A 20,635-nucleotide genomic window follows, 5' to 3' on the forward strand; every position below is an offset into this window, starting at 1 on the left:
CGTGGCCTTGTATTCAGAGTGCGACTTTGAATACCCCCGGCTTACCAAGCTGCATAGCGAGGCATTGTTTGTAGCACCTTGGCCAATACGACCAATACCAAAATCCGCGCATGCGCGGATTTTTGAATGAGCGGGCCGCATGGCTCTGCTCTCAGCCGTCCAGTCAAGATCAGCTAGTAGGCCAGCAGGTCTGTCTCGTAGCGCCGCTTTAGAATGGCCTTGGGCATATTGGATGTATCGATATGACGATTTTTCCGCGCATGCGCGGAATTTTGAACAACTCAAAAATAAAATTGCCTGCGCGTAGCCCTACCCTCAAAACCAGTGGCCTTGGGAATTTCACTATCAGGTAGTAATCCAAAAAGTGAGAGCCCGTAAATGCCAGATACATCCAATCATTCGGAGAGTGTGGACCAGCCACACATCAGCCCTGACTCACGGCATGCACAGCTGCTAGCGTTGGCTGCAGATGCTGGGCGTGATGTTGGTGTGATAGTGGAGATGCTGAGGTTTCTGGATGTTCATTCGCAGCTAATTGATTTCCCCCGAGTCATGCAGGGGTTTGTGAATGCGCTTGATGCCATGGACGTAGCGCCAGAGCTCAGCCTAGGTGCGCGCGATCTCAGAGCCTGGCGGGACGAGTGCTGCTGGATTATTTCAATCCGAAACAATCCTGATTTTATTGCGGCTTTGGGCCCCATGTTTTACCAGGGAGATGAGCGGCGTACGCGCAATCCGGTCATCGGTAAGGGCGTACAGGATCACGCCTTCCCCTACGCGACGCTGTGGCATGAGCCTGCGGATTCAGAAAGCCAGCTGGATTACTACCGTCTCATTGGTCAACTTCTTGTAGCCTATCAGCAACGGGCAGATGATCTGGGACTGCGCGGGCAGAGATACAGCGCTTACCTTGAACTCCGAGCACTCTGCGCACTGCAGATACTGTCTATACCAGATGATCTTAATGTATGGTCCAGCTCTGCTGTATTTGCGCAGGGTTGCCGCCAATTCGACGCCGGCAGTTCAATCGATTACCTAGCAGAGTACTACCCGCCAATAGTTCGTCTCGTCCGCTACCTCGGTGGTGAGGAACCGCCAGAACGTCACGGTGGCGGTGGCCATCGTCAGCATGGCGGCTCAAATAGCGCAGGGCTAGGTGTACTGATTAGCCAAGGGGCAACCGAGTTCCCGCTCGAGGATCCAGACGACCCAGATTTGCTCCCTGGATATATAAGTTTCGTGGCGTCTCAACCGCTAGACGATAATTTAGATGAAGCACTGCCGCTGGGCGAAAGAACTGCTGCAAGTGAAATATGTTTGATCGATACAAGAGGTGAAGTCAGACCATATGTAGCTGAATTGCTCAGCCATGAGGGTATGCTTGCTCATATTGCTCGCAGTCGGCAGTTTTTACCGTTTGGCTACAACCTGCTCACGCAGTATGAACTAGCAAACCTACTATTTGGTGTCACTGATGAATTTTTGCTCTGTCGGGAGCGAATTCGTAATGCTCCTGCCCAAGAGCAGATAAAGAATCGGAGGCGCTTGGAGGCACTGCTGGTACTTCATCTCATGCTCTGGTTCGGTCGTTCACTTGAGGACTGCAAAAAACTACGGATAGCTGAGCGTAATGCGCGTCCGAGCTCGGTGCTGGAGTTGGTTCTGGCTGATGAGGCAGGGCCGGCGGAGTTCAGATTTTTTGCACCTACACCGGACTATGCAGCGGAAGAGCACTTGCCTCGAAAGGCCGTTCGAGCATCTCAGCCAACAATATCGGTACCGGACATGGTTGGGGCAACTGCGCTAGTTATGGCAATCAGGGACCTGTCGCCGGTGAATGGTTCTGCCGTTATCACCTGCAAGGTCAAAGACCTAGAACGTGAAATCCGCACTTTGTTGAGCGAGCTTGGGGGCGAAGATCCTCGCTACACGATGCACAAAGTGCGCTCCTACCTACATCGCCAAATCATCACAGACTCTCACGATGTGGTTGCAGCCACCATGCTATCGGGGATGCCTTGTCTATCGGCCAACACACCACTGTATTACAGCCAGTACAGCATTAACTATTTACGAGGCCTTTATCACCAGTCAGTTCAGAAGGTTTTAAATGGGGTTTATGCCACCGTGGGGCTGGAGGCTCCGAGTGCCCCAATGCCCGCCGTTCCGGAGGCGGCTGTTGGTGCCCGAAACTGCCTTAGACTGGGTACGGTAAAGGCTAATCTCGAGGCGTTGCTGGTAGTGCTGCGTAAACGCCCTCGAAAAAATCTTCAGCAGCTTGTTCATTGGCATAACTGCTTTTCGCTGTGGACGGTTCAAATGTTCTTTATGGCGACCGGATGTCGAGCTATTCGCGACCCGTTGAAGCAGGAAGACGAATTTATATCGCCTGGGGGACACGGCGCGCTGGGGGACAAAGGCTCAGATGATGGGCATATGAGTCGCCTAGTAGTGTTGACTGACCTGCTAAAACGACAGTTAAAAGCCTATAAGGCTCACTGCAGAGCAATTACCGCACAACTCGAGTTACATGCACCGGCTCCTACCAACGGATTTTTCCTGCGCTTAACCGATGATGGTTGTCTTTGCTACGAGGAAATTCGGCCGCTTCATATCAAAGCTGTAATGCGCCAGATTGAGGGTTTCACACCTCATGCAGTAAATGGGTTCCGTAAGTTCTTGAGAACTGAGCTCGCCGAGCGCGGATGTCCGCCTGAGACACTGTCGGCTCTGATGGGCCATTGGCTGAGTGGCGAAGAACCACAAGATATTTACTCGAGCTTTTGTCCGCGTACCTATGTCCAGGGCCTTGATACCTACTTGTTGTCACTCATGCGGGAGCTCGGTTGGACGGTTCGCAACAGCCACCTGGTTGTGGAGGCTGATGCATGAATAGCTCACGACTTTCGGATGAAATGCTGTCTGTTGTCTGGAGCCCGGATAAACATGATCCAGAGTGGAAAAGCGGATATCTGATAACACTCCGGGAGCGCTGCCAAAACTCCGGCAACAGCATCGGTGAATGGCTCTGCGGACAACGTTCGCTGCGTACCTTTCCCATCAAGGAAATGCAAAATCTCGAGAATCAGCTCGAAAGCTCGACATTGCGCAACACACTGCTAGATGTGACGCGTCGGGCACAGCGTTTTAATCCGAGCTTGCCGCTGGCTCGGATAGCGATCGAAACGCAGCGCCGCCCTAATCCGATTAACCCAGACCTGTACAACTCAGAGAATCTGTCGGCCAGTCAAGACTTGGTTGATTCGATGGGGCGCGCCATCAGGCGTGATCTAGATGAACTCACACCCCATGCGCGGATTGGGCTGCTTCTACTGAGTGCTGCCTATTATGGCGCTCTGATGGACATTCCCCAACTGAACGCGCTGACTCAGCTTGATCCTGGGCAGGTCATTTGGATATCCGGAATACCAGAGTTCCGGTTGCAACTCTCAATCCGAGGTCAACCTGAGGCTGAGAACCGGCAGTGGTTTCCAGACCCAATAACGCTCTCGCTTCTGTCGCGCTGCGCTGCAGATCTAGCCGAGAGCCGGTCTTACTTGGATCGAAAGGGCGGGAAGTTAAGGTGTATTCAAGCGGCGCTGGCCAAAGGAGAAATTTGCCCTGATAACCAGCCAGCCTCTCTAGAGCGGGTGTTTGAGTTGCTGCGTATTGAGCGTCAAACACAGTTGCCACAGTTGTCAATAAATTTTGCTACAAGATCAAACTTTGTGTCGCATTCTGTTTTGTCGGACTCTTGGCAGCATTTGAACAGGAATGCACCGGTACCAAGTAGCGAAGAGAAGCAGAAACGGAAAAAGCACCGGTTTCGCAGACCCCGACAAAATGTTCCCGAATGGTTGACTGTATTGTGCCGAAAAGTCCGCAAGCGGCAAATTTCACCAGTCGACAATATACCTCCACCTCAGACGCTTGAAGCTTTGATCAATGGCTGGGCGGCACTCCTGCTTCACGGCCGCTCGTTTTACGGCAACATATTACAGCCCAAAACAGTTGCCAACTATGTTCGGGATGTAGGTGTAGGTTTGGACAATCTGCTATGTGCCGACTCGATCTTGGAAGTTTCGCCGGATGCGCTTGAGGAGCTCTATGAGCTGATGCTAGAGGCTCAGCCCACCTCGTCTATGAGGAGGAATCTCGCCAAGGGATTGTTGGAGTTCCATGGTCACCTGCAGAAAACTTTTGCGTATCCACCAATCAGCCCCTATAGCACGCTGGGCATTGGGAAAACACCTCAGTTCGTCGATGCTCAGATCCTCAATGAGGACCAATATCGTCTGGTCCTCCGGGACTTAGCCACAGGCCCTTTGAGCCAGCGCTCACCACGTCTCGCCATCGTTGCTCAAGCCATGATGATCTTCGGATTTCGTCTGGGATTGCGCCGCAATGAGGCGCTGAAATTGCTGCGTCGAGACCTGCAATTGCCTTCGCTGTCTGATGCGCGAGCCGCTGCAGTAAGGCGTCGACATCAGAACCTCAAGCGGCTATCGCCTGAACGATTTACTGTTCTCGAGCGACCGATCAACTTGCTTATTCGACCACATGCTCAGCGCGCGTTAAAAACACGCAACTCGACACGGACGTTGCCACTTCACGTGTTGCTTGAGCCAGATGAGTTGCAGCTCATTGAGCGCCTGGCCCAGCTGCGCGATGACGAAGAGCTGAAGAGTCCATATTCGGAATTCTTGTTCTGTATCCCGGAATTCCAGACTCGATGGGTATCTGAGTCAACACTGATGCCAGCTATTCATGACGCACTACGCCGGGTGACTGGGTGCAGCGATATGCACTATCACCACCTGAGGCATTCGGCCGCGACTTGGCTGACGTTTAAGTTAGCCGCGTCAGCATTCGGTATTAGTCAGGAGGCTGGGTTGCTGTTCGGTGAGCATCCGCAAACCATGAAATGGCTGCTGGACACAGAACGGTTCAATCGAGCCTTTCTTCACTCCCCGGAGTCCGCCACTCGACGTGTGATCCATATCACCAGCGCTGTGCTCGGGCATGCGAGTCCCAAAACATCCTTGCTCTACTACATCCATTGCATGCCATGGTTATCGGCGCTGTGCTGGCAGTGGAATCCTGAATTTTGGCCGCCTGGCCATGTCATTGCGAAAATTGCCCAGGTCAGTTTGCCAAACAAGCCGGACGACCTACCTGCACCAGGCCTGCCTGCAGAGATTCGGCACATGCGGAGAATCATCGGTCGCATGCGGGTCTATAGGCGCAGCAACCAAGGAAAAATTAAGCGTCCGCTGATTTCCCATCAGAGGAGTGACGGTGGATGGGCACTGACGAGAATGAATGAAATCTCATCCATGCTCTCCTATGAGGCATACGCGGAGGCATCGGGGCAGTCGGTCAACATGGACTGGGTTGAGTTTACCGAGGCTGATCGATCAGCCATGTTGGAACGGGCGAGGTACATTAGCCACCTCGGCAAGCATCGCCTGCAGAGCCCAGCAATTTCTGACTCAGATAATAGAATTGAGCTTGTCCCAAGACCGCCTAAACACGGAGGTCTGGCCGGGGTGGTGGCCTATGCGGATCAGCTCTATCGCCTGCTAAGCAGCCGGCATAAAGCCAAAGCTGGTCGAGTGCTGGACGATTTCGTGGAACGCTGCTGGGCGAGCGAGACGACACTGCGCTTCTACCCCGGTAGGGATGATCAGAGTGCTCGTGAGTACCTGTGGCTGTTATCTGAGCTGGGCGTCCCTTGGGCTGATATTGAGTTCATCATTTACGATGAACGCACGCCCAGGCAAACCAAAAGTCGTTGGCGCACGGTTCTGGGAAAACCTCGTTTGAGGTTCATTGAACAAGTCCCGGAGAATCGAAGCAGCCAGAACAGTCACATAGGCATTCGAGTGATGCTGCGTTTGCCAGGTGCCAAGCCCACTGCTCAGGAGCAGAACCATCACTCCGGCGCCGCCTTGCGCTACCTGATGTTGATGGCTTCCATCGACTGGCATTTTCGTGCCTGACCATGTCCGGAGGGCATTCAGCCCTCCGGATCATCCTGCAATTCTAGCAAGTCTCCCACTTGGCAGTTCAGGTACTGGCAGATCGCTTCCAGGTCCTTGAGCTCTACCCTCTGCGCGGTCTCGTGATACAGCCGCGTGAGAGTTCCGCGGTTGATCCCGGTGTCCCTGACCACGTCACTGATCTTCAGTTTCCGCTCGCCCAGTAAGCGAGACAAATGGCACTTGACCATCCCAATCTCCAAAAATGATCTACAGAAGATCATTTTGTCCTTGCAAAGCTCAAAATGAGCGTTATATTGATCTACAGAAGATCATTATGAGTATTCAGAAGCTCATAAGAATCCGCTGTCGTTCAATTTAGCAGAGAGGGCATATCCATGTCTCACACATACCTGACTACCGAAGAGCTGGCCACGCGCATGAAGTACGACGCGCGCACCATCCGTAATCGCTTGAAAGATTCAGTCCTGCTCGAAGGGATTCACTACTTCCGTCCTTTTGGCGGCCGCAAGATTCTTTTTATCTGGGAAGCTGTCGAAGAAGACATGCAGAAATTCTCGCGGGCTTCTGGGCTGGTTCCGATGGCTGGTGGAGGCATCTGCCATGGGTAAGATTCGCGCCCGTGCCGACAACGAAAAGTTGTTCTTTGACTTCACCTACCTGGATCAGCGCTGCCGCGAGCAGACCACGTTGCCTGATACGCCTGCTAACCGGAAAAAGCTGGAGAAGATCCTTGAGCGCATAGAGGCGGAAATCACCCTCGGCTGCTTCGACTACGCCACCTACTTCCCTCAAAGCAGCAAAGTGCAAGAGATCAGTCGGCTGCAGGCTGGCTGTGCATCGCTGAAAACACCACTGTTCAAGGATTTTGCCGAACTGTGGTTTGAGGAGATGAGGGTCGAGTGGCGTGATACGCACGCCAAAACCGTGCGCCTTACCCTTGATAAGCATTTGCTGCCTGAGTTCGGCAAAAAAGAGGTCAGCGCCATCACCAAAGCAGAACTTCTGTCATTCCGCTCGGCACTCGGCAAAGTCCCCGGGCAGAAAGGTCAGAGTCTGACAGCGACGCGAATCAACCACATCATGACGCCATTGCGCATGATCCTTAGTGAGGCAGCTGACCGCTTCGAGTTTACCTCGCCATATCTCAACATCAAATCACTGAAAGTCCCCAAGACAGACGTGGAACCCTTCACCTTGGATGAGGTGCTGCAGATCCTCAACACAGTGCGTGAGGACTTCCGCAACTACTACACCGTGCGCTTTTTCACAGGCATGCGGACGGCCGAAGTTGATGGTCTGCAATGGAAGTATGTCGACTTTCAGCGGCGGCAGATTCTGATCCGTGAAACCTGGGTGGGCGGCAAGCTCGACTACACCAAGAACGACGGCTCACAGCGTGAGATCGATATGTCCGAGCCGGTTTACCAGGCGCTCCTCGGCCAGCGGGAGAAAACCGGCAGCGGACAGTTTGTCTTTAGCACCCGCGAAGGTACGCCGCACGCATACCGCAACATCAACGACCGGGTTTGGTATCCGCTGCTGCGTCACCTGGGTTTGCGTAGGCGGCGTCCCTACCAAACCCGTCATACGGCCGCGACCCTCTGGCTGGCTGCAGGCGAAAACCCGGAGTGGATCGCCAGGCAGATGGGGCACACCACCACCGAGATGCTGTTCCGAGTCTATTCGCGCTATGTCCCCAACCTGACCCGCCGTGATGGCAGTGCATTCGACAACCTGATTAAAGCCAATCTCAAGGCATGAGGAGCTTCTGCATGAAACTGATCAAATGTGACAACGTGACCCCTCTGCATTCATCGATGGAGGCCCGCGAGCATGCGTACCTCAAGCATCTGGCTTCAGCCATGAGTCACTACCTTGAGAACCCCCATGGCACCGAGCTTATTTGCATCCTCGGCTCCGGCTACGAGAAGGATAATCGGCATGCCCTCGAAACCTGGGTCGCCTACCACCGCAACGAAGTTTTCGAGAAGCGCCTGGAGGGTCGCAGTCCGCTGGACTATCTGATCGAGAAGCTTGAGAGCCTGTTGGGTAACTAAGTTCGAAAGGGGCCGAAAGGCCCCTTCATTGTTCTACCCTGGCAGTAGCGAGACTGTTCCATTCATTCGCCAATCTTCGTTTGGGTTGGGTTACCGCCCCCCCTGCCGGTCACAGTTCAACTTGAACATGTAGTCAGGCATGTAAGGACCCGGATCGACGGATTGGTTTACTATCCAGGGCGCGAACCAGAGCACATTTTTCTCCTGCCTGCTGATGGGCAAGAGGGGGCGGGAGTATAGGGACAGTGGTAAAGAAGCAGCTCGTATTGGCCAGCTGGGTGGGCGGGAATGATCTCAAAGCAGTTGCAGGTGCTGAGGCTGGCCCGATTCTGGCGACCCTGAATACTGTGGCTGTTGATAAAGTCGAGCTGCTTTGTTCATACCCCGCCGAGCGCGTTGAACCCTACCTAGCCTGGCTGCGCCAGCAGGTCGATGTATCAATCACCGCGCATTACGTTTCCCTGTCTTCCCCCGTTCATTTCGGGGAGATCTACCAGGCCGCAAGTCAACATTTAAAGCGCCTGTGTACTTCCGGAAATCAGCTTTCCATTCTGCTCAGTCCCGGCACACCGGCCATGCAAGCGGTGTGGATTCTGCTGGGCAAAACGCGCTATCCGGCGACCTTCTACCAGTCCTCACTTGAGCAAGGCGTTCAGCAGGTCGAAGTGCCTTTCGAGATCGCGGCCGAGTATGTGCCGGCCGCCAATACCATCAGCACCGACAAGCTGGTTCAACTCGCCGGGCTGGATGCCCCCGTGGATGCAGCCTTCGACAGCATCGTGACGCAGAGCGAGCGCATGCTGGCACTCAAGGCGCAGGCGCAGATACTCGCGACGAAGCAAGTCCCAGTACTGATTTACGGTGAAACCGGCACCGGCAAAGAGCTGTTTGCCCGTGCCATTCACAACGCCGGCCCACGTTCTGCAGCGCCCTTTGTTGCGGTGAACTGCGGTGCCATCGTGCCGGAGCTGATTGACTCAACCTTATTTGGCCACAAGAAGGGCGCATTCACTGGCGCTATTGCAGATCGGCCTGGGGTTTTCCAACAGGCCCATGGCGGCACGCTGTTTCTGGATGAGTTCGGTGAGCTAACGCCGGATGTGCAAGTACGCCTCCTGCGCGTACTGCAGGAAGGCACCTTCACCCCGGTAGGCTCCAGCCAGGAACTCAAGGTCGATGTGCGGCTGATCACCGCCACTCACCGCAACCTGATGCAGGAAGTTGCTCACGGGCGCTTCCGTGAAGACCTGTTCTATCGCATCGCTGTGGGTGTGCTGCACCTCCCGCCGCTCAGAGAGCGCGAAGGTGATCTGCTGTTACTGTCGGAAAAGCTGCTGGCCGGCATTGCCAGCCAGGATGCCAGCCTCGGCGATAAGAAAATTTCCGCAGAAGCAAAAAATCTTATCCTTCAGTACCCCTGGCGTGGCAACGTTCGCGAACTGCAATCCACCTTGTTGCGCGCGGCTCTCTGGTGTTCGGGCGATCTGATTGCTGCTCATGATATCGAGCAAGCGCTGTTCAAATTGCCGCACGCACAGGCCGATGTACTGGCCATGGATGTTTCGCAAGGCATTGATCTACAACAGGTAATCGCCGAAGTAGCCGGGCATTATCTGCGCAAGGCGCTGACGCTTACCGGCAACAACAAGACCCGTGCGGCCAGTCTGCTAGGCCTCAAAAGCCAGCAGACGCTGAGCAACTGGATGGACAAGTACGGCATCGAATAAAACTTGGCACGGTCCTCGCTATAGGACCGTCATGGATAGAATCGCCTACATGAAATCAGTCAACTTCGAGTTCCTCCGCCCTGGCAACGAACTGCTGGCGAACCTCGCCGGCCTCGCCGAAGCGGTCCTGCATATCGATCCGGGCAGCGCGCTCACTCGTCTGCGCAGCTTCGCCGAAGAGCTGACCAAAGCCATCTATAAGGAAGAACTGCTGCCGCGCATGCCGCAGTCAACCTTCTACGACTTGGTGAAAAACTCGGTGTTCACCGATTGCGTTAGCAAGCCTCTGGTTCATCAGATCAACTTCCTGCGTATCCAGGGCAACGACACCGCTCACGGTGCGGAAGGTGACCTGCGCAACGCACAGCTGGCGCTGAAGACGGCCCATCAGTTGGCCATGTACATGGCCATCAAGTACTACGGCACCGCACAGGCCGATATTCCGCCCTTTGCCGAGGTGCAGGATCCGACCGCGACCCTTGCCCGTCTGCAGAAGACAGTTTCCAGCTACGAGAAGGAGCTAAATCAGCAGCAGGAAGAGTTGCAGCGTGTCATGGAGAAGCTGGAGCAGGAACGCACCCGCCATCTCGACAAGCTGGAACCGCCTGCCAAGCCTGACCAGCAGAAGCGTCAGCAGCAGAGCCAGAAGGTTGCCGACAGCCTGCAGTGGAACGAAGCCAAGACCCGCGCCCTGCTGATTGACGCCATGCTGGTACAGGCGGGCTGGGACGTCAGCAACCCCGCACAGGTCGGCCAGGAGGTGGACGTCGACTTTCCCGATAACGTTTCCGGCAAGGGCCGTGCGGACTACGTGCTGTGGGGCGACAACGGTCAGCCGCTGGCCGTTATCGAGGCCAAGAAATCCGGCAATGTCAGCCTGCAGGCCGGGCGCGAACAGGCCCGCATGTATGCCGACGGCTTCGAGCGCATGGGCATGCAGCGCCCGGTGATTTTCTACAGCAACGGCTACGAAACCTTCATCTGGGACGACGCGCAGTACAACACCTACCGCCCGGTCTATGGCCTCTACAGCAAGGACAGCCTCGAATACCTGATCTACCAGCGCCAATACCGCAAACCGGTTCTGGAGCGTCATAACCCTGATTTGAATATCGCTGACCGCCCCTATCAGATTGAAGCCATCAAGACGGTCGCCGCTCACTTTCAGCAGCAACGCCGCCGCGCGCTGATCATCCAGGCCACCGGCACGGGCAAGACTCGCGTGGCTATTGCGCTGGCCGAGCTGCTGCTGCGCACCGGTTGGGCCAAGCGCGTGCTGTTTCTGTGTGACCGCAAGGAGCTGCGCGTGCAGGCCGATGAGGCTTTCAAGCAGAACCTGCCCAGCGAGCCGCGCTGCGTGATCGGTGAAACCAACAAGGTTGATCAGACCGCACGCGTCTACATTGCCACCTACCCGGGCATGATGAACCGCTTCGCCCAGCTCGACGTCGGCTTCTTCGACCTGATCATTGCCGACGAAAGCCACCGCAGTATCTACAACAAGTACCGTGACCTATTCGATTACTTTGATGCCCTGCAGGTAGGCCTCACCGCCACCCCGGTGAAGTTCATCAGCCGCAACACCTTCGACATCTTCGACTGCGAGACCACTGACCCGACCTTCGAGTTTGGCCTCGATGCAGCCATCAACAATGATCCGCCTTACCTGGTGCCGTTCCGCGTTAAGGACCTCACCACCGATTTCCTGCGCGATGGCATTCACTACAACGACCTGAGTGAAGAACAGCAGCGTCAGCTCGAAGAAGACCTCGGCGAGGAGGAGGCCAAGCGCACCACCATCGCCGGCAAGGATATCGGTCGCAAGATCTTCAGCGAAGACACCGATCGCATCATCCTGGAAAACCTGATCAACAATGGCATCAAGGACGAGACAGGCTCGCTGGTTGGCAAGACCATCATCTTCGCCCAGCGTCAGGACCACGCCGAGCACCTGGAGGCGCTCTTCTGCAAGCTTTACCCGCAGTACGGCAGCAAGGTTTGCAAGGTCATCCATAACGCCATCCCGCATGTGGATACCTTGATCAAGGAATTCAAAAAGCCGGGCAACGACTTCCGCATCGCTATTTCGGTGGACATGCTTGATACCGGCATCGACGTGCCCGAAGTGGTCAACCTGGTCTTCGCCAAGCCAGTCAAATCCTGGGTGAAGTTCTGGCAGATGATCGGACGCGGCACACGCCTGCGCCCCAATCTGTTTGGTCAGGGCAAGCACAAGACCGAGTTCCTCATCTTCGATCACTATGGCAACTTTGACTTCTTCGAGCAGGAGTACGAAGAGCCCGAAGACCAGGGCGGCAAGTCGCTGCTGCAGACCACCTTCGAAGCGCGGCTGGAGCTGGCGCAGGCCGCCCTCAAGCACAACCATGCCGCCGCCTTCGATACCGCCATCGAGCTGCTGCGTGCCGACATCAACGACCTGCCGGAGAGCAGCGTTGCCGTTAAGCGCGAGCTGCGTGCCGTGGATCAGTTACGGCAAAGCGAGCAGCTACAAAAGTTCGACGCCAAGACCCAGCACCTGCTGGCAACCACCATCGCCCCGCTAATGTCGGCTCGTGTCCTACGCGACAAACATGCCACCGCGCTCGACAAACTCATCGCTGGTATCGAGCGCTGCCTGGTGGAACAAGCCAGCTGCTTCGAGGATGGCAAGATCACCCTGCTGGAAGAGATCGACAAGCTCGCCATCAATATCCAGGCCGTGCGCCAGAAGGATGCCCTGATTGCCGAGGTACGCAGCGCAGACTTTTGGCTCAACGCCAACGTGGGCAAGCTGGAGCGCGCGCGGCAGGAACTGCGCGGCATCATGAAATACCGCAAGTCTGGCGAAGGCCCAACCTATACCACGCCGGGCACCCGCACCGCCGATGGCGGCGTGCAGGAGGCTGAGCGTCAGATCAAGATTGCCGGGGCCAACGAAGCGATGATCTACCGGCGCCGCCTCAAGGACATCCTCGACGGCATGCTGGCTGCCAACCCGACCCTGCAGAAGATCCACAAGGGTGAGCCGATTGCCGAGCAGGAACTCAGCTCGCTCACCTCGACCATCCTCACCACCCACCCCGGCGTCAGCCTGCAGGTGCTCAACGAGTTCTATGGGCGCACCGCCAGTGAGCTGCAGTTGACCGTGCGCGAGCTAATTGGCTTGGATGTGCAGGCCATCGAGCAGCATTTCGCCCAGTTCCTGCATACCCACCCCAGCCTCACGGCCCAGCAGGTGCGCTTTATGAATCTGCTGAAAAGCTACATCGCCCAGCACGGCAGCATCGTCATCGAAAAGCTCTACGACGCTCCGTTCTCCAGCATTTCCCACGAAGGCATCGACGGTGTGTTTACCCCAGCCGACGTGGGTGAGCTGGTGGCCGTGCTCAAGCCCTTCTTGCGCGGGGAAACCCCGCCCACCAGTCACTAGGAGTCAACATGCAAGCTAGTCAGTGGACGCCCGAGATCATCGTGATCTGCGCAGTGCTCGCCCTCGCCGCGGCCGTCATAGGCTTTGTGCTCGCAACCTTGCGCCAAAGCCGGCAAATCAACCAACTCGGTGCACAGCTTGAACAAGTGGCAGAGGCCAAGACTTCGACAGAAGCACAGTCGCAAATACTTCAGAGCCAGCTTCGCGAGTCAGAGGGCCGTAGCCAGGCGCTTCAAGTGGAGGAGGGCAAGCTCAAGGTGCAGCTCCAGGCATCGGTCGAAACCAACGCTCGCCTGATGCAAGAACTACAGGATCACAAAGTTGTGGCAAGTGATCTGCAGGTGAAGCTCGACCAAGCTAACCGGCAACATCACGAAGCTGCCAAGCGCTTGGAAGCAGCACAGACCAGTATTCAAGGTCAGCAAGAGCAGATGAGGGAGTTACGCGAACGTCTCGATACAACGAGCACGGCCAAAACCGCGTTGCAAGAGGAGCGTGATCGCCTGAAGGATGCATTGGCGAACGAGGAAACTCGCGCCAAGGTGGCGGAAACCTCCGAGCGCGATGCCCGCGCGCAGTTGGCTGAAACCAAGCAGCAACTGCATGAGCAGGTAAAGGCGTTCGGCGAGCTCCAGGGGCGTTTCAATACCCTGTCATCGGAGCACACCAAGCTCAAAACCACCCTGAGTCAGCGCGAGGAGCACTTCCAGGAGCAGATGACGCAGCTGGCTGATGCGCGCAAGTCGCTGACCCAGGAGTTCGAGAACCTGGCCAACAAGATTTTCGAGGAGAAGGGCAAGACCTTCACCCAAACCAGCCAAACCAGCATCGACGGTATGCTCAAGCCATTCCGCGAGCAGATCGAAGGTTTCCAGAAGCGCATCAACGAAGTTCACGATGCGTCCCTGCAGGGCAACACCAGTCTCAACTCTGAAATCAAAAAGGTGCTGGAAATCGGCCTGCAGATGAGCAAAGAGGCCAACAACCTCACCTCCGCGCTCAAGGGAGACTCCCAGCAACGTGGGGCCTGGGGTGAGGCGCAACTGCGTCGCACGCTGGAAATGAGCGGGCTGATCGAAGAGGCACACTACGAAGTGCAGGCAGCCTTCAAAGATGCCGAGGGCCGCTCCAAGCAAACCGACTACCTGATCAAACTGCCTGACGGCAAACACATCATCATCGACAGCAAGGTCTCTCTGGTTGCTTACGACCGCGCCGTTGGCGCCGAGTCACCAGAGGAATACCAGCTGGCCATGGCTGAACATGTCAAAGCGGTGCGCAAGCACATCGATGACTTGGCCTCCAAGGACTACACCAACCTGGCCGGCATTCACAGCCCTGACTTTGTGCTCATGTTCATGCCCATTGAGCCTGCCTACATTGAGGCCATGAAGCACAACAAGGATCTGTTCGAATACGGCTACAAGAAGCACATCGTGCTGGTTTCCCACACCACCCTAATTCCCATTCTGCGCACCGTCGCCAATCTGTGGATGATCGAGCGCAGCAATGCCGAAGCGCGTGAGATCAGCGAGAAGGCTGGCGAGATCTATAACCAGGTATGCCTTGTGGCTGAGCGCATCGGCAAGCTGGGCGGCACGCTGAATACGGCGAGCAATCACTACAACAGCGCGATAACAGCATTGGCGGGACAACAGGGGCTATACGGCAAGATTGATCGCTTCAGCCAGCTGTCAGCCAAAGTCAGCAAGACCCTGCCGACGCTGGAGCCAGTTCATGTTGATTTCCAAAACGAGCGACTCTCGCTGATCGTCGAGGCCCTCGACGAATCGCCTGAGCCAAACGAGAGCCTGCCGCAGCTACCAGCCGACGACCACGAAGGCGAGCAGTCCTCTCACGCAGAAACCAGCCCTAAAAACGAATTCGAGTTCTTCTGATGCTAACTGGCAAAATCCGCAACGATATCGACAAGCTCTGGGAAAAATTCTGGACTGGCGGCATCACTAACCCGCTGACCGTAATCGAACAGATCAGCTACCTGATGTTCGCCCGCATGCTCGACATGCAGGAGGACGTGGCCGAGCGCAAAGCCAACCGCACCGGCAAGGCCTTCGATCGCCTGTTCCCCAATACCCCGGAAGGCCAGCTGCTGCGCTGGAAAAACTTCCGCAACATGAGCGGCAAGGAGCTGCACAGCCACCTCAAGCAAAAGGTCTATCCGTTCTTCGCCAAGCTGGGCAGCGCCGAAGGCGAGGGCGGTGAGCGTGAAGGCCTTGGCCATATCAGCGAGTACATGCAGGACGCCGATCTGGAGATCAAGAACGAGTCCGTGCTCACCTCCGCCGTGGAGATGGTCAACGACCTGCCGCTGACCCAGAGCGACGTAAAGGGCGATATCTACGAATACCTGCTGAGCAAGCTCACCACCGCCGGCATCAACGGCCAGTTTCGCACACCGCGCCATATCATCGACGCGATGATCGAGTTGATCGCTCCGCTACCCACCGAGGTGATCTGCGACCCGGCCTGCGGCACCGCCGGTTTCCTCGCTCGCACCATGGAATACCTCAACCGCGTGCATTCCAGTCCGGAAGGTACCTTCACTGACGAAGACGGCAACCGGCATTACTCCGGCGACCTGCTCGAACCCTACCGCCAGCACATCAACAGCCAGATGTTCTGGGGCTTTGACTTCGACACCACCATGCTGCGCGTCTCCAGCATGAACATGATGCTGCACGGCGTGAACGGCGCGAACATTCGCTACCAGGACTCCCTGAGCAAATCCATCAAGGAGCACTACCCGCGTCAGGAGCAGGACTTCTTCGACGTGGTGCTGGCCAACCCGCCATTCAAAGGCAGCTTGGACGAAACCAACACCAACCCCGACGTGCTCGGCCTGGTGAAAACCAAGAAGACCGAGCTGCTGTTCGTCGCGCACATTCTGCGCTCGCTCAAGCTCGGTGGCCGTGCCGCGGTGATCGTGCCGGACGGCGTGCTGTTCGGCTCATCCAAGGCCCACCAGCAGCTGCGTCAGGAGCTGCTCGACAACAACCAATTGGAAGGCATCGTCAGCCTGCCCAGCGGCGTGTTCAAACCCTACGCCGGTGTGAGCACTGCCATCCTGATCTTCACCAAGGGCGGCAGCACCGAGCGTGTGTGGTTCTACGACCTGCAGGCCGACGGCTACTCACTGGATGACAAGCGCACCGAACTGAAAGGCGAGGGCAGCAACGACCTGCCCGATGCTATCGTCCAGTGGCACAAATACCGGCAGATGGTCGAGGGCAACGTTAGCGCCAGCACCATCAACACCCTGTTCGGCGACAAGCGCAAAAAGGCCTTTGTCGTGCAGGCCCAAGATATCGCCGCCAACAAGTACGACCTCTCCATCAACCGTTACAAGGAAGTGGAGTACCAGCAGGAGCAGTACGAAGACCCGAAGGTGATTCTGCAACGGCTAAAAGGGCTGGAGCAGGAAATTCTGGCGGATCTGGATGAGCTGGAGGGGATGCTGTGAGCTGGCCTCTTGTTGCCATAAAAGAAGTGGCAAAGGTTGTTACCGGGAAGACGCCATCAACGGTGGATGATCAGAACTTTGGCGGTGATATTCCGTTTGTCACTCCTGCCGAGCTTGGACTGGAGACTTATGTGACGAGTGCACCAAGAACCTTGTCCGCTAAAGGCGCCTCGGCAATTAAGCTGGTACCAAAGAATGCTGTAATGGTTTGCTGTATAGGCTCGCTTGGGAAGATGGCGATTGCGGGTACGCCTGTTGCCACAAATCAACAGATCAACTCAGTGATCTTTGACGAAAGTAGAGTTGACGCAAAGTATGGCTTCTACGCTTTGCAGCTTTTAAAGCCGAAAATGGAGGCCATGGCTCCATCAACTACGGTAGCGATTGTTAATAAGGGCAATTTCGAGGCGATGCAAATCCCTCTCCCACCCCTGCCCGAACAAAAGCGCATCGCCGCCATCCTCGACAAGGCCGACGCCATCCGCCGCAAACGCCAGCAAGCCATCCAGCTCGCCGACGACTTCCTCCGCGCCGTGTTTCTGGACATGTTCGGTGAGCTTGTCACATCTTCTGGGTATGCAAGCTCGCAAAAGTACAAGCTGCTGGAGTTGGTTGATTACATTGACTACAGAGGTAAGACCCCTGAGAAGTCAGAGTCTGGGATTCCTTTGATAACGGCAAAAAACGTCAAGAGTGGTTATGTCGATGATGAACCGAGAGAGTTCATTCCCGAAGAAAACTATGACGCATGGATGACGAGAGGATTTCCCAGAAAGAACGATGTTCTTTTTACTACTGAAGCACCGCTCGGAAATGTTGCCTTGCTAGGTGAGTATGAGAAGGTTGCAATTGGTCAGCGTTTGGTAGCTCTGCGATCCAAAGGGAAGGTGACACATGAGTACCTTCTGTTCTTGTTGCTGCACCCGTTCGTTCAGGATTTAATTTTTGCTCGCTCTTCCGGTAGTACAGTAAAGGGAATTCGTACAAAAGAGCTTTATGCCATTGAACTCCCAGTGCCGGACATGCAAAGGCAAAATGCGTTTTCAGCTATCTATTGGAAAAGCAAATCGCTAACAAGCAATCAAGAGTCAGCGGATAGATTGGGTGTATTGAATTTCTCTGCTTTGTCTTATAAAGCTTTTTCCGGTCAGCTGTAGATAAGGAAATTACCATGCGGATAACGGAAATCACCCTCACCAACTTTCGCTCCTTTCAGGCGACTCAATCCATCGCACTGGCACCTGTCACACTCCTGTTCGGTCCGAACAGCGTGGGTAAAAGTTCGGTGCTGATGGCGCTGTTCTATATCCAGCAGTTGCTGGGAAAAGGGCAGTGCGATCCTCAGCGCCTTGATGCGCTGGGCGAAAAGCATATTGGTGGTTTCAAGAGCCTGGTGAATGGCCGGGACCTAGCCAAGCGCATGGTCATCAAGCTGACCCTGGATAAGTCCGGCTCAATAGGTGCCAGCTACAACCAGATCGTGGATCTGGTTGGGGACAATTTTGGCCTAACCGTCGACAGCCCTACGGTTGAAGCCAACCGTATCGCTGTGGAGTTTCATATCGCCTGGTCAAAAGCCAAGAACATGGCGTATGTGGCCTGCTACAAGGTCTGGCTGGATGACAGCCTGATCGCCGAGCTTGTCAGCGATGTCGGTCTCAAGCAGCCTGTTATTACCTGGCTCAATTACCGGCACCCGGCTTTGTTGACCGAGGCTGATCTGGAGGAATACACAGACGGGCTCTTTGTCAGCCGCCTGCACGAGCTGCTCAACGCCGACCGAAAACCCGAAACCGTGTCCAGAGATGATCTCGAGCAAAGCACTGCGGTTTCCTTTGAGCATGCAGCTATCGGCTTTGAGGGGCTCGCCGGAGCCTTGCCGGTGCCAGGTAAGCGGCTTAAGACGGTCATCAATGCGGATGATCCTATTCTGGCTGCGCGTTTGCACGAAATCCTCTCAGATGTGGTGGTCGCTCCCCTAGACAACCTGTTAGCGCTGCTCAACCAGAGCCTATGCATCGGGCCGTTACGCCTCGTCCCGGACGCCCTGCATCAGTCTAATCCCTACCCACAGCAGAAGGACTGGTATTCCGGTGCTGCCGCTTGGGATGTCACTGATCGATTGACCGCCTCCAACATGGCAGAGCTCAATCACTGGTTGAATGCGCCAGAAAACCTGAATCTCGGCTACTCCCTTCGCCTGAAGAGCGTGATTAGCCAAGCCGCATACACGAGGGGTGGTGATACCTTCAGTGAGTTGAGAGCACTACTTGAGGCCTTTGGTGATGAGCTTAGCGTGGGCTTCAGTGAGACGGATGCAGGCGGTAATTCGCTGCCTGACAAGCATTCAGTGACGCTAGATAAACTGAGGGAACTGCTTGAAGCAGAGAGAAATGCTTTAGAAGCCCAAACCCTGCCGCTGTTGACGAATGAGTTTCACCATAAGTGGGTGCTGTGGGACGACCTCAACAACATCGAGGTAGCCTTTTCCGACGTGGGTGTAGGGATTTCTCAGTTGTTCCCGCTGGTGGTCGCAGCCGTACAGGCCGGGCGGGGCGTCATCGCTTGCGAGCAGCCGGAGCTGCATGTCCACCCAAGGATCCAGGTCGGTATCGGCGATTTGCTAACGCAGGCCAACAAGACAACCACTTTCTTGATCGAAACCCACAGTGAACACCTGATTCTGCGGATCTTGCGCCGCATCCGCGAAACCTCCGAACGTGAACTGCCGAAGGGCCTGCAGCCTGTTTCTCCAGCTGATGTCTCCATCGTCTACATGGAGCCCGGTGCTGCAGGTGTGAGAACCCAGCGTATTGAAATAGACCGCACAGGCGAGTTCACCAGCCGCTGGCCCAATGGCTTCTTCGCTGAGCGTAGCGAGGAGCTGTTCTGATGCACGCCATATTTGCCATAGAGCCTGAGGCCATCAATAACTGGCAAGACTTGCGCTATGCCTTAGAGAAGTTTGGTTATAGCAAGGGGCTGCTGATCGCGCGCTATCCGAAGACATGGATGCGACTCGTGATGGAGGCTTGCCGTAGCAGAGGACTTGGCGATATCGAGTTGAAGCGTATAGAGGAAAAACTACAGAGCGCCAAGGATGATCGCTTGGTACGGATAGGCTTGCCCTATGACGGTACTAGCTGGTTGGAGAGTGTCAATGCTGAGGCTGTTTTAAGTCAACTAGCAGCGGTCTTGGTACGAAACAGAGTCGACATAGATAAGTTTCATCGCATTGATGATGCAAGCGAGAACTTATTCGATAATCGCCGAGATTTTTGTGTTAAGCGTAATGCAAATGCGCTAGCAGAAACTGCTAAGTATGTATTGGCTGCATCGGATCAAGTAGTGCTTGTAGACCCCTATTTTCAATCCAGACGCAAATACATAAAAGTGCTAAATTCTATGCTTAGCATTTGCGCGGCAAGTGGCGACCTGCCGAATCATATCTTTATCTTCTCAGACCACAGTAAAGATCCCCGGCAACTAGGGGAGGTGAAACTTGAGTATGAGAATCAACTTAACGCCTGGGTGCAGCGCGGAGTCAGATTCAGTATTTTCAGGATGGCGGGTGAACAGTTGGATCAAGACATCCATGCGCGCTATCTATTTAATCAAAAGGCAGGTCTTCGCTTTGATCGGGGCTTTGTTGAGCCCGAAGCTCATAATGAACGGGAACATCAAACTGATATTGTCTGTATGGATACAGATCTCGTCAATAGATTGTATGCGCGCTTCATTGAGGCACGCGCAACGATCGATGTGGTAGATGAAATTTTGCTGTAGGGCTCCCAATCAAGCCTTCAGAGCGCGTTTAAATCTCATGTTTTTTAAGCTCTTCGAGTTGTTGCGTGCATTTCCCCCATAACCGCTAGGCGTAGCGGCTGGAGCTAGATACCAGCAATCAGCCGCAAAATCGGACACGCATTGCGATC

Annotated in this window: 13 protein-coding genes; 12 read left to right on the forward strand and 1 reads right to left on the reverse strand. The window is 55.3% G+C overall.

The window, feature by feature from the left end:
• Positions 1-378: 378 nt before the first annotated feature.
• Together OU800_RS01070 and OU800_RS01075 are read left to right on the forward strand one after the other, a co-directional pair.
• Positions 379-2,892: a hypothetical protein gene (locus OU800_RS01070; RefSeq protein WP_268180505.1), complete on the forward strand. Its 2,514-nt coding sequence runs from the start codon at positions 379-381 to the stop codon at positions 2,890-2,892.
• Positions 2,889-6,002, forward strand: coding sequence for a hypothetical protein (locus OU800_RS01075; protein ID WP_268180507.1), 3,114 nt, complete (start codon positions 2,889-2,891; stop codon positions 6,000-6,002). Before OU800_RS01070 ends, OU800_RS01075 begins: the two co-directional genes overlap by 4 nt.
• 17 nt (positions 6,003-6,019) lie before the next feature.
• Here OU800_RS01075 and OU800_RS01080 read toward each other — a convergent pair whose 3' ends face one another.
• The gene (locus tag OU800_RS01080) at positions 6,020-6,232 is read right to left on the reverse strand and encodes a helix-turn-helix domain-containing protein (RefSeq protein ID WP_023123783.1); all 213 of its coding nucleotides are present in this window, start codon (positions 6,230-6,232) and stop codon (positions 6,020-6,022) included.
• A gap of 147 nt (positions 6,233-6,379) precedes the next feature.
• On the opposite strand from OU800_RS01080, the gene OU800_RS01085 reads away from it, so the two are divergent.
• The 10 genes from OU800_RS01085 (at position 6,380) to OU800_RS01130 (ending at position 20,486) form a co-directional block, all read left to right on the forward strand.
• A complete protein-coding gene (locus OU800_RS01085) occupies positions 6,380-6,613 on the forward strand; it encodes a hypothetical protein (protein WP_003292744.1) in 234 nt (77 codons plus the stop codon).
• Entirely contained in the window at positions 6,606-7,766 is a 1,161-nt protein-coding gene (locus OU800_RS01090) for a site-specific integrase (RefSeq protein WP_268180510.1), read from the forward strand. Before OU800_RS01085 ends, OU800_RS01090 begins: the two co-directional genes overlap by 8 nt.
• A gap of 11 nt (positions 7,767-7,777) precedes the next feature.
• Entirely contained in the window at positions 7,778-8,062 is a 285-nt protein-coding gene (locus tag OU800_RS01095; protein ID WP_268180512.1) for a hypothetical protein, read from the forward strand.
• A gap of 245 nt (positions 8,063-8,307) precedes the next feature.
• Positions 8,308-9,789, forward strand: coding sequence for a sigma-54 interaction domain-containing protein (locus OU800_RS01100; protein ID WP_268180514.1), 1,482 nt, complete (start codon positions 8,308-8,310; stop codon positions 9,787-9,789).
• Positions 9,790-9,838: 49 nt separating this feature from the next.
• Positions 9,839-13,219: a DEAD/DEAH box helicase family protein gene (locus OU800_RS01105; protein ID WP_268180515.1), complete on the forward strand. Its 3,381-nt coding sequence runs from the start codon at positions 9,839-9,841 to the stop codon at positions 13,217-13,219.
• A gap of 8 nt (positions 13,220-13,227) precedes the next feature.
• Positions 13,228-15,117, forward strand: a complete 1,890-nt coding sequence (gene rmuC / locus OU800_RS01110; RefSeq protein WP_268180516.1) for a DNA recombination protein RmuC — start codon at positions 13,228-13,230, stop codon at positions 15,115-15,117.
• A complete protein-coding gene (locus tag OU800_RS01115; protein WP_268180518.1) occupies positions 15,117-16,700 on the forward strand; it encodes a type I restriction-modification system subunit M in 1,584 nt (527 codons plus the stop codon). The genes rmuC and OU800_RS01115 overlap by 1 nt, the downstream gene beginning before the upstream one ends.
• On the forward strand, positions 16,697-17,857 hold the full coding sequence (locus OU800_RS01120) for a restriction endonuclease subunit S (protein ID WP_268180520.1): 1,161 nt from the start codon (positions 16,697-16,699) through the stop codon (positions 17,855-17,857). The genes OU800_RS01115 and OU800_RS01120 overlap by 4 nt, the downstream gene beginning before the upstream one ends.
• A 14-nt stretch (positions 17,858-17,871) precedes the next feature.
• On the forward strand, positions 17,872-19,593 hold the full coding sequence (locus tag OU800_RS01125; RefSeq protein ID WP_268180522.1) for an AAA family ATPase: 1,722 nt from the start codon (positions 17,872-17,874) through the stop codon (positions 19,591-19,593).
• A complete protein-coding gene (locus tag OU800_RS01130) occupies positions 19,593-20,486 on the forward strand; it encodes a hypothetical protein (protein ID WP_268180523.1) in 894 nt (297 codons plus the stop codon). The genes OU800_RS01125 and OU800_RS01130 overlap by 1 nt, the downstream gene beginning before the upstream one ends.
• Positions 20,487-20,635: the final 149 nt, after the last annotated feature.

It is taken from the genome of Pseudomonas sp. GOM7 (assembly GCF_026723825.1).
Lineage (GTDB): Bacteria > Pseudomonadota > Gammaproteobacteria > Pseudomonadales > Pseudomonadaceae > Aquipseudomonas.

Bases quoted from the DNA above. Each gene is read 5' to 3' on its own strand.
- OU800_RS01095 (WP_268180512.1), top strand. From the start codon at position 7,778: ATGAAACTGATCAAATGTGACAACGTGACCCCTCTGCATTCATCGATG.
- OU800_RS01125 (WP_268180522.1), top strand. From the start codon at position 17,872: ATGCGGATAACGGAAATCACCCTCACCAACTTTCGCTCCTTTCAGGCG.
- OU800_RS01080 (WP_023123783.1), bottom strand. From the start codon at position 6,232: ATGGTCAAGTGCCATTTGTCTCGCTTACTGGGCGAGCGGAAACTGAAG.
- OU800_RS01075 (WP_268180507.1), top strand. From the start codon at position 2,889: ATGAATAGCTCACGACTTTCGGATGAAATGCTGTCTGTTGTCTGGAGC.
- OU800_RS01130 (WP_268180523.1), top strand. From the start codon at position 19,593: ATGCACGCCATATTTGCCATAGAGCCTGAGGCCATCAATAACTGGCAA.
- OU800_RS01115 (WP_268180518.1), top strand. From the start codon at position 15,117: ATGCTAACTGGCAAAATCCGCAACGATATCGACAAGCTCTGGGAAAAA.
- OU800_RS01090 (WP_268180510.1), top strand. From the start codon at position 6,606: ATGGGTAAGATTCGCGCCCGTGCCGACAACGAAAAGTTGTTCTTTGAC.
- OU800_RS01085 (WP_003292744.1), top strand. From the start codon at position 6,380: ATGTCTCACACATACCTGACTACCGAAGAGCTGGCCACGCGCATGAAG.
- OU800_RS01070 (WP_268180505.1), top strand. From the start codon at position 379: ATGCCAGATACATCCAATCATTCGGAGAGTGTGGACCAGCCACACATC.
- OU800_RS01105 (WP_268180515.1), top strand. From the start codon at position 9,839: ATGAAATCAGTCAACTTCGAGTTCCTCCGCCCTGGCAACGAACTGCTG.
- rmuC (WP_268180516.1), top strand. From the start codon at position 13,228: ATGCAAGCTAGTCAGTGGACGCCCGAGATCATCGTGATCTGCGCAGTG.